This window comes from Streptomyces thermospinosisporus (assembly GCF_039526425.1).
Classification (GTDB): domain Bacteria; phylum Actinomycetota; class Actinomycetes; order Streptomycetales; family Streptomycetaceae; genus Streptomyces; species Streptomyces thermocarboxydovorans.
Map to the genome: position 1 here is coordinate 75,627 of NZ_BAAAIZ010000004.1, position 9,949 is coordinate 85,575.

Sequence of the window (9,949 nt, forward strand, 5' to 3'; positions counted from 1 at the left end):
GCCCCGCGGTCCTCCGGCGCCGCCCCGCGGTCCTCCGGCGCCGCCCCGCGGGCCGCCCGGGTGGCGCGCCGGTCCTCGTGCCGGGCCTCGTCCTCGGTCTCCCGGGTGACCACCGCCAGGTACCGGGGCTCGGTGTGCACCAGCTCTCGGTGGGTGCCGGCCGCCACGACCGTGCCCTCGTGCAGGAACACCACCCGGTCGGCCCGGTCCAGCAGCAGCGGCGAGGATGTGAACACCACCGTGGTCCGCCCGGACCGCAGATCGCGCAGCCCCCGGGCGATACGGGCCTCGGTGTGCGAGTCCACGGCCGAGGTGGGCTCGTCCAGGACGAGCACCTCCGGGTCGGCGACCAGCGACCGGGCCAGGGCGAGCCGCTGGCGCTGGCCGCCCGACAGCGACCGCCCGCGCTCGGTGAGCCGCGCGTCCATCGGGTCCCGGACGTCCAGCGATCCCTCCACCAGCGCCGCCAGCACGTCCTCGCACTGTGCGGCCTCCAGCGCGGCCTGCGGATCGACCTGCCCGGAGGCGGGCACGTCGAGCAGCTCGCGCAGCGTCCCGGACAGCAGCACCGGGTCCTTGTCCTGGACCAGGACCGCCCGGCGGGCGGTGTCCAGCGGCAGCTCGTCGAGCGGCACGCAGCCCAGCAGCACCGAGGCGCCCGGCTGGGCCGCATGCCCGCCGAGCCGCTCGGCCAGCCTCCCGGCCGCGTCGGGGTCCCCGCACACCACGGCGGTGAGCCGGCCGGACGGGGCGCACAGACCCGTCTCCGGGTCGTACAGATCGCCGGACACGGACTGCTCGGGCAGCGAACCCGCGGCGTCCATGGCCCGCTCCAGCGCCAGCACCCGCGCGGCCCGCCGGGCCGACGGCTTGGAGAAGGAGTAGGCCATGGCGATCTCCACCACATGGCGCAGGGGGTAGGCGAGCAGCATCACGGAGCTGTAGACGGTGACCAGTTCACCGACCTCGATCCGGCCCTGGCGGGAGAGGTGCACGCCGTAGCCGACGACGCCGATCAGCAGCAGCCCCGGCAGCAGCACCTGGATCGCGGCGATCAGCGACCACATGCGGGCGCTGCGCACCGCGGCGTGCCGCACCTCCTGGGAGGCGCGCCGGTAGCGGTCGAGGAAGAGTTCCTCGCCGCCGATGCCGCGCAGCACCCGCAGCCCGGCCACGGTGTCGGAGGCGAGTTCGGTGGCCCGCCCCGCCTTCGCGCGCTGCACATCGGCCCGCCGGGTGGCGTGCGGCAGCAGCGGCAGCACCGCGCAGGCCAGCACCGGCACGCCCACGGCGACGACGACACCGAGCGCCGGCTGGTGGATCAGCAGGCCCGCGGCGACCAGCACGATGGTGACCGCCGCCGCGGTGAACCGTGAGAGAGCCTCCACGAACCAGCCGATCTTCTCGACGTCGCCGGTGGACACGGCCACCACCTCACCGGCCGCGACTCGCCGGGTCAGTGCGGCACCGAGCACGGCGGCCTTGCGCGCGAGCAGTTGCTGGGCGCGGGCGGCGGCGGTGATCCAGTTGGTGACGGCGGCCCGGTGCAGGAAGGTGTCACCCATGGCATTGCCGGCGCAGACCAGCGCCAGCAGGCCGCCCGCCAGCGCCAGCCGGTCGCCCGAGCGGTCGACGGCGGCCTGCACGGCCGCGCCCACGCAGAACGGCAGCGCCGCCACCGAGGCGAAATGCAGCAGACCCCAGGCGAGCGCGACGAGCTGTCCGGACAGCTGGTTGCGGAAGAGCCACCACAGGAGCCGGGGGCCCGAGCGCGCGTCGGGCACACCCGGATCGGGAAGCGGAAGGTCTTGGATACGCATGAGGTCCCAGGGAACGGAGCGGGGCAGACAGTGGCTGCAAGCCGTGACAGGTTGACCTCATTGCGTACGGGCGGGCAACCGGTTTTCCGCCCGCCGCCAGGATCCGGCCGGGACCCGAACCGGCCGGACCCGGGACCCGAACCGGCCGGACCCGGGACCCGAACCGGCCGGACCCGGGACCCGAACCGGCCGGACCCGGGACCAACCGCGCCGTGGGGATCAGTGCGGAGCTGCCGTCCCGTCGACCAGGGTGTCGAGCAGTTCGCCCAGGACCTTGCGCTGCTGGTCCCCCAGCGGGGCGAGGATCTCCTCGGCGGCGGACCTGCGTGCCGCGCGCAGCTCCCGCAGCGCGGCCCGTCCCTCGTCGGTCAGCTCGATCCGGATCACCCGCCGATTGTCCGGATCCGGCACCCGCCGCACCTTGCCGCTCGCCTCCAGCCCGTCGACCAGCGTGGTCACCGCCCGGGGCACCACCTCCAGCCGCTCGGCGAGATCCGCCATGCGCGGTGGTGAGCCGTAGTGCGCGAGGGTGCGCAGCAGCCGTGACTGGGCCGGGGTGATGCCGAGTTCGCGCCGCTCCAGGTGACGCTTCTGGATGCGGTGCACCCGGCGGGTGAGCCGAAGCAGCTGCTCGGCCAGCAGGCCGTCGGGATCGGGGGAGGTCATGCGCAGACAATATCAGGACGGAGTTCATTATGAGCATAGGTAACAATGAGCTAGGCTCCCATTGATCCCCTCGCCCCGCCCCGCCCGAGCCGAAGGAGACCATGCACCCCGACCACGGCCCAGTGATCCCGCCCCCGCCCGACGGCACGCAGGGCGACCAGCCCCGGCAGGTCCGGCGCATCCTGCGCCTCTTCCGCCCCTACCGCGGCCGTCTCGCGCTCGTCGGTCTGCTCGTCTGCGCCTCGTCGCTGGTCACCGTCGCCTCCCCGTTCCTGCTGAAAGCGATCCTCGACGTGGCGATCCCCGAGGGCCGCACCGGGCTGCTCAGCCTGCTCGCCCTCGGCATGATCCTCAGCGCCGTCCTCACCAGCGTGTTCGGCGTCCTGCAGACGCTGATCTCCACCACGGTCGGGCAGCGCGTCATGCACGATCTGCGCACCGCCGTCTACGGCCGGCTGCAGCGGATGTCGCTGGCCTTCTTCACCCGCACCCGCACCGGCGAGGTCCAGTCCCGCATCGCCAACGACATCGGCGGCATGCAGGCCACGGTCACCTCCACGGCCACCTCCCTGGTCTCCAACCTCACCAGCGTGGTGGCGACCGTCGTGGCCATGCTCGCCCTCGACTGGCGGCTGACGGTGGTATCGCTGGCCCTGCTGCCGGTGTTCGTGTGGATCAGCCGCCGGGTCGGGGACGAACGCAAGCGGATCACCACCCAGCGCCAGAAGCAGATGGCGGCGATGGCCGCCACGGTCACCGAGTCGCTGTCCGTCAGCGGCATCCTGCTGGGCCGCACCATGGGCCGTTCGGACTCCCTGACCAGGGCGTTCGCCGAGGAGTCCGAGGCGCTGGTGGATCTGGAGGTGCGGTCGAACATGGCCGGCCGCTGGCGCATGGCCGTGATCACCGTCGTCATGGCCGCCATGCCCGCCGTCATCTACTGGACCGCGGGCATCGCCGTCCAGGCGGGCGGCCCCGAGGTCTCCCTCGGCACGCTCGTCGCCTTCGTCTCGCTCCAGCAGGGGCTGTTCCGGCCCGCCGTGAGCCTGCTGTCGACCGGCGTGCAGATCCAGGCTTCGCTCGCGCTGTTCCAGCGCATCTTCGAGTACCTCGACCTGCCGGTCGACATCACCGAACGCCCCGACCCCGTGCGCCTGGAGCGGGTCAAGGGCGAGGTCCGCTTCGAGAACGTGGAGTTCCGGTACGACGGCAAGGGCACCACCGTGCTCGACGGCATCGACATCACCGTCCCCGCCGGCTCCAGCCTCGCCGTGGTCGGCCCGACCGGTGCGGGCAAGTCCACGCTGGGGCATCTGGTGCCCCGGCTCTACGACGTGACGGGCGGCCGGGTCACCCTCGACGGGGTCGACGTCCGCGCCCTGGACTTCGACACCCTGGCCCGCGCGGTCGGCGTGGTCTCGCAGGAGACGTACCTCTTCCACGCCTCGGTCGCCGACAATCTGCGCTTCGCCAAGCCGGACGCCACCGACGAGGAGCTGTACGCGGCGGCCGAGGCCGCGCAGATCCACGACCACATCGCCTCCCTGCCCGACGGCTACGACACGGTCGTCGGCGAGCGCGGGCACCGCTTCTCCGGAGGCGAGAAGCAGCGACTGGCCATCGCCCGCACCATCCTGCGCGATCCGCCGGTGCTGGTCCTCGACGAGGCCACCAGCGCCCTCGACACCCGGACCGAGGCCGCCGTCCAGAAGGCCATCGACGCCTTGTCGGCCAACCGCACCACCATCACCATCGCCCACCGGCTGTCCACCGTCCGCAACGCCGACCAGATCGTGGTGCTCGATTCCGGGAGGGTCGTCGAACGCGGCACGCACGAGGAGCTGCTGGAGCGGGGCGGTCGGTACGCGGCGCTGGTACGCCGGGATGCTCAACTGGAGCCGACAAGATGAATATATGCCGGGTTTGTGACGATATGAGGGTTACCGTGCCCGCATGCAGACCAACACTCCGTCACGGAACTCGATCCGGCTGACGCGCCGGGGCCGTCTCGCCCTCATGGCGACCGGGGCCGTCGTGGCAGGCACCGCCGTGGCGGTGCCGCTGCTGATCCTGGGGGACGAGAGCGACGCCCGCCCCACGGCGCTGGTCGTCCCGGAGGGCTGGCGCGCGAGCCAGGTCTACGCCGCCGTCGACAAGGCCCTCGCCCTGCCCGCGGGCACCACCCAGAAGTCCCTCGGCAAGGCCGGCCTCGAGCTGCCCACCGACGCGGAGGGCAACCCGGAGGGCTACCTCTTCCCCGGGACGTATCCGCTGCAGAAGGGGACGACCCCCGAAAAGCTGCTGGCGGAGATGGCCGACGCCGCCCAGCGGAAGTTCAACGGGGTCCCGATCGCCGCCGGTGCGCAGCGCAACGCCATGAACGTCTACCAGGCGGTCACCATCGCCAGCATCGTCCAGGCGGAGGCCTCCACCGAGGACGACATGGGCAAGGTGGCCCGGGTGATCTTCAACCGGCTGGAGCGCGGCATGCCGCTGCAGATGGACTCCACCGTCTCTTACGCCCTCGGCCGGCCCACCCTGCACGCGAAGGCCGCCGACACCAAGGTCGACAGCCCCTACAACTCCTACCAGCGCATGGGTCTGCCCCCGACCCCCATCGGCAACCCCGGTGAGGAGGCCCTGCGCGCCGCGATCAACCCCACCCCCGGCGACTGGCTCTACTTCGTCACGGTCAAGCCCGGCGACACCCGATTCACCGCCGACCTCAAGGAGCACCAGCGCAATGTCGCCGAGCGCGACGCCGCACTGAAGAAGGCCGCCGAGCAGAAGAAGGCGGAGGCGGCCAAGGGGTGAGCCGGTGAGCCGCTGCCGAGCGCGCCGGCCGCCGTCCAGCGGGTGCACCGCCCCGTGCCACCCGCGAAACCCCCGGCCCGTACCGGGAAACCCCCCGCCCGCACCGGCAGTCCGTCACGCCGCGGCGAGCGGCTGCTCGGCGAGCAGCCGTCTGATGTCCCGCACCGCCGCACGCCCGGCGCGGTTCGCGCCGATGGTGCTGGCGGACGGGCCGTAGCCCACCAGGTGGATGCGTGGATCGGCGGCCACGCGCGTGCCCTCCATCCGTATGCCGCCGCCCGGTTCACGCAGCCGCAGCGGGGCGAGATGGTCCACCGCCGGGCGGAAGCCCGTGGCCCACAGGATGACGTCGGCCTCGACCCGCCGGCCGTCCTTCCACTCCACGCCGTCCGGGGTGATCCGGTCGAACATGGGCTGCCGGTCGAGGACGCCGTCGGCGATGCCCTGCCGGATCGCGTCGGTGAGCGGAAGCCCCGTCACCGAGACGACGCTGCGCGGCGGCAGCCCCTGCCGCACCCGCTCCTCGACCAGGGCGACGGCGGCCCGCCCGGCCTCCTCGTCGAACGGCCCCTCGCGGAACACCGGCGGTCGCCGGGTCACCCAGGTGGTGCTCGCCGCGTACGGCGCGATCTCCAGCAGATGCTGGGTGCCCGAGGCCCCGCCGCCCACCACGACCACCCGCAGCCCGGCGAACGCCTCGGGCCCCGGGTACTGCGCGGTGTGCAACTGCCGTCCCCGGAAGGTCTCCTGGCCCGGGTAGCGCGGCCAGAACGGCCGGTCCCAGGTGCCGGTGGCGCTGATCAGGGCCCGCGTCGCCCACGAGCCTTCGGACGACTCCACCAGCAGCCGTCCGTCGCCGTTCTCGCGCACGGCCCGCACGGCCCGCACGTCAACGGGGCGCCGCACCCGCAGACCGAAGGCCCGCTCGTAGCGGTCGAAGTACTCGGTGATCACCTCGGAGGAGGGGCGCGCCGGATCGGCGCCGGTCAGCTCCATGCCGGGCAGCGCGTGCATGCCGTGCACCGTGCCGTACGTCAGGGACGGCCAGCGGTACCGCCAGGCGCCGCCGGGGCCGGGGGAGTGGTCCAGCACCACGAAGTCGCGGTCCGGCACGAAGCCGGTGCGCCGCAGGTGATAGGCACTGGACAGGCCCGCCTGCCCGGCACCGATGACGACCACGTCGACCTCACGGATGTCGTTCATAGTTTCAACAACCGCGCCGCGTCCGTGGATCTTCCCGCCCTTCCCTGGTGAAGCCCGGCGCATGGGCGAGGATGGAGGGCATGTCAGATGCCTTCACCACCCGAGTCCTCACCGTCGCCACCGGATCCGCGGAGAGGGTCGTCGACATCACCCGTGACTGCGAGTCCTTCCTCCGGGAGACGGCGGCCGGCCGCGACGGACTGCTGAACGTCTTCGTGCCGCACGCCACCGCCGGGATCGCCGTCATCGAGACCGGTGCCGGGAGCGACCACGACCTGCTGGCGGCCCTGCACACCCTGCTGCCCGCCGACGACCGCTGGCAGCACCGGCACGGCAGCCCCGGCCACGGCCGCGACCATGTGCTGCCCGCCCTGGTCCCGCCGCACGCCACGCTGCCGGTGATCGGCGGCCGCCTGGAGCTGGGCACCTGGCAGTCGGTCTGCCTGGTCGACACCAACCGCGACAACCCCGAGCGCCGGGTACGGCTCAGCTTCCTCGCGGGAGCCTGACCCACCTCTGCGTCTGCGAAGGTGCCCGACCGCGCGCGCCGCTTCGTGCGGGCTCATCAAACCCGGCTCACTCCCGAAACCCGGCTCACTTCCGGTGGCGCACCACGACCACCGGGCAGTCGGCGTGGTACAGCAGCGCCTGGCTCACCGAGCCCAGCAGCAGCCCGGTGAAGCCGCCGTGCCCGCGCGCCCCGGTGACCAGCAGCTGGGCGTCCTTCGAGGCCTCCAGCAGCGCATGCCGCACCCTGCCCCGCTCCGCCCGCAGCTCCACGGCGACCTCTGGATGCGCGGCGCGCTCCGCCGCCACCGCGTCCGCCAGCAGCCGCTCGTGCGTCTCGCGCAGCTGGTCCAGGTCGACCACGACGTTCAGCGGGTCGGCCGGGCCCGCGTAGGGCGTGGGCTCGCTCCAGGTGTTCCACACATGCATGGCCACCAGCGGCACCTCGCGCAGCGCGCACTCGCGGAAGGCGAAGCCCACCGCCGCCGCCCCGGCCGCGGAGCCGTCCACGGCGAGCAGCACCGGCCCCTCGGGGTCCGGGCGCCCGCGGACCACCATCACCGGGCAGTACCCGTGCGCGGCCAGCTTCACCACCGTCGAGCCGAGCAGCAGATCGCCGAACCCGCTGTGCCCCCGGCTGCCGACCACCGCCAGCACCGCGTGCCGTGACTCGCTCTGCAGCACCGTCAGCGTGTCACCGGCCGCGACCGTCCTGGCGATCTCCAGGTCCGGGAAGAGGTCGCCGGCGCGCTGCTCGGCCTGTACCAGCACGCCGTGGATCATCGGGTCCAGATCGGCCGTGTGACTGAAGGCGTGGACGATCCTCAGCTCGGCGCGGCGCAGATGGGCCTCACGGGCCGCGGTGTCGACCGCGGCGAGACTGTGCGGCGAGCCGTCCACTCCCACGATCACCGTGTCGTTCACTGCTCACTCCCGTCCCCGGGTGCCACCGGGTACCCGCGGGCGCGAACGCCTACGCGGGCGGGCCGGGCTGTGGCGACACGGCCTCCGGCGGGGATCCTCGTGCCGCGGCGCGGCATCTGTCCATCCGTGGCAACACCCATGTTCGCGCCGAACGGCCGGATGGCACGATGTCCGCCTGGGTGTGGACCATCAGTACGATGAAGCGCCGCATTCGGCGTGTTCGCCCATGTCGTACGACCAAGAACGAAGCAGAACTGGAAGGGGACGGGCTGTGCCTGCTCCACGGATGAGCACCACGCCGCTGCCGGGCATCGGCGTGCAGTACGACCTCACGACGCGTGAGCACCAGCACCTGTCCGTCATCGCCCACCGGGACGGCGCCCGCACGGTCAACATCTACCGCTCCGACGACCCCGACGCCTGCGCCCAGTCGCTGAAGCTCACGGTCGCCGAGTCGGCGGCGCTGATAGACGCCCTGATGCCCGACCACCACAGCCCCAACCTGCTGCACACCACCGACCTCGGTCTGGTCGCCGAGCGGATCGAGCTGCCCACGACCTCCTACTGGAACGGCCGTCTCCTGGGCGAGACCCGCATGCGCACCGAGACGGGCGTGTCGATCGTGGCGGTGCTGCGCAGGGCGGAGGCGATCCCGTCGCCCGCGCCGGACTTCCGGCTGGCGGGCGGCGACACGCTGATCCTCATCGGCACCCGTGAAGGCGTCGAGGCGGCGGCCCGGATACTCGACCGGGAGTGAGCACGTGCACTCTTCTGCAATCTTCCTGATCGAGTTCGGTGCGATCATTCTCGGCCTCGGTCTGCTGGGCCGGCTCGCCGGCCGCCTGCAGTTCTCACCGATCCCGCTCTACCTGCTCGCCGGACTGGCGTTCGGCGAGGGCGGGCTGCTGCCGCTCGGCGCCAGCGAGGAGTTCGTCGCCATCGGCGCCGAGATCGGTGTGATCCTGCTGCTGCTCATGCTGGGTCTGGAGTACACGGCCAGTGACCTGGTCTCCAACCTCAAGACCCAGTACCCGGCCGGTCTGGTCGACATGGCGCTCAACGCCCTGCCCGGCGCCGCCCTCGCGCTCCTGATGGGCTGGGGTCCGGTCGCGGCCGTGGTCCTGGCCGGTGTCACCTGGATCTCCTCGTCCGGCGTGATCGCCAAGGTGCTCGGCGACCTGGGACGTCTCGGCAACCGCGAGACCCCGGTCATCCTCAGCATCCTGGTGCTCGAGGACCTGGCGATGGCGGTCTACCTGCCGATCATCACCGCCCTGCTCGCCGGCGTCAGCCTCGCCGCGGGCAGCGTCACCCTGGCCATCGCGCTCGGTGTCGCCGGTCTGGTGCTCTTCGTCGCCGTCCGCTTCGGCCGGGTGATCTCCCGCTTCGTCTCCAGCGAGGACCCGGAGAAGCTCCTGCTGGTGGTGCTGGGCCTCACCCTGCTGGTCGCCGGTCTCGCCCAGCAGCTGCAGGTCTCGGCGGCGGTCGGCGCCTTCCTGGTCGGCATCGCTCTGTCGGGCGAGGTCGCCGAGGGCACGCACAACCTGCTGGCGCCCCTGCGGGACCTGTTCGCCGCGGTGTTCTTCGTCTTCTTCGGCCTGCACACCGACCCGGAGTCGATCCCCCCGGTGATCCTGCCGGCCCTGGCCCTCGCCGTGGTCACCGCGCTCACCAAGATCGCCACCGGCTACTGGGCCGCCGGCCGGGCCGGAGTCTCGCCCAAGGGCCGCTGGCGCGCGGGCGGCACGCTGGTCGCCCGCGGTGAGTTCTCCATCGTCATCGCCGGCCTGGCGGTCACCGCCGGTGTCGAACCCGAGCTTGGCCCCCTGGCCACCGCCTACGTCCTGGTGCTGGTCATCCTCGGCCCCCTCACCGCCCGCTACACCGAGCCCATCGCCCTCCGCCTGGCGGGCCGCGGCGCCGCGACGCCCGCCCCGGCCCCCAAGCCCAAGGAGGAGTTGCTGGAGCCGGTCGATGAGGGTCTGGAGCGCTAGCCCTCCCACACACTGCACCGG

General features: G+C 72.7%; 9 protein-coding genes. 5 read left to right on the top strand and 4 right to left on the bottom strand.

Annotated elements, in window-relative coordinates:
* Both ABD207_RS01875 and ABD207_RS01880 read right to left on the bottom strand, forming a co-directional pair.
* Positions 1-1,820, bottom strand: a 1,820-nt coding sequence (locus ABD207_RS01875; RefSeq protein ID WP_344009480.1) for an ABC transporter transmembrane domain-containing protein, incomplete at its 3' end; no start/stop codon positions are given.
* 219 nt (positions 1,821-2,039) lie between these two features.
* Positions 2,040-2,486 carry a MarR family winged helix-turn-helix transcriptional regulator gene (locus ABD207_RS01880; protein ID WP_344009482.1) on the bottom strand — a complete coding sequence of 149 codons (447 nt, stop codon included), beginning with the start codon at positions 2,484-2,486 and terminating at the stop codon, positions 2,040-2,042.
* Positions 2,487-2,587: 101 nt separating this feature from the next.
* On the opposite strand from ABD207_RS01880, the gene ABD207_RS01885 reads away from it, so the two are divergent.
* Positions 2,588-4,396 (top strand): ABC transporter ATP-binding protein, encoded by a 1,809-nt coding sequence (locus tag ABD207_RS01885; RefSeq protein ID WP_344009484.1) that lies wholly within the window; start codon positions 2,588-2,590, stop codon positions 4,394-4,396.
* A gap of 43 nt (positions 4,397-4,439) precedes the next feature.
* On the top strand, positions 4,440-5,300 hold the full coding sequence (mltG, locus tag ABD207_RS01890) for an endolytic transglycosylase MltG (protein WP_344009485.1): 861 nt from the start codon (positions 4,440-4,442) through the stop codon (positions 5,298-5,300).
* 114 nt (positions 5,301-5,414) lie between these two features.
* On the opposite strand, the gene ABD207_RS01895 is transcribed toward mltG, so the two are convergent.
* Positions 5,415-6,503: an NAD(P)-binding domain-containing protein gene (locus ABD207_RS01895; protein ID WP_344009487.1), complete on the bottom strand. Its 1,089-nt coding sequence runs from the start codon at positions 6,501-6,503 to the stop codon at positions 5,415-5,417.
* An 80-nt stretch (positions 6,504-6,583) separates the two neighbouring features.
* On the opposite strand from ABD207_RS01895, the gene ABD207_RS01900 reads away from it, so the two are divergent.
* The gene (locus tag ABD207_RS01900; RefSeq protein WP_343997308.1) at positions 6,584-7,012 is read left to right on the top strand and encodes a secondary thiamine-phosphate synthase enzyme YjbQ; all 429 of its coding nucleotides are present in this window, start codon (positions 6,584-6,586) and stop codon (positions 7,010-7,012) included.
* Positions 7,013-7,097: 85 nt separating this feature from the next.
* Here ABD207_RS01900 and ABD207_RS01905 read toward each other — a convergent pair whose 3' ends face one another.
* Positions 7,098-7,934 (bottom strand): universal stress protein, encoded by an 837-nt coding sequence (locus tag ABD207_RS01905; protein ID WP_344009489.1) that lies wholly within the window; start codon positions 7,932-7,934, stop codon positions 7,098-7,100.
* A gap of 286 nt (positions 7,935-8,220) precedes the next feature.
* On the opposite strand from ABD207_RS01905, the gene ABD207_RS01910 reads away from it, so the two are divergent.
* Both ABD207_RS01910 and ABD207_RS01915 read left to right on the top strand, forming a co-directional pair.
* Positions 8,221-8,691, top strand: a complete 471-nt coding sequence (locus tag ABD207_RS01910) for a cation:proton antiporter regulatory subunit (RefSeq protein WP_343997306.1) — start codon at positions 8,221-8,223, stop codon at positions 8,689-8,691.
* A 4-nt stretch (positions 8,692-8,695) separates the two neighbouring features.
* On the top strand, positions 8,696-9,928 hold the full coding sequence (locus ABD207_RS01915; protein WP_344009491.1) for a cation:proton antiporter: 1,233 nt from the start codon (positions 8,696-8,698) through the stop codon (positions 9,926-9,928).
* Positions 9,929-9,949 lie beyond the last annotated feature (21 nt).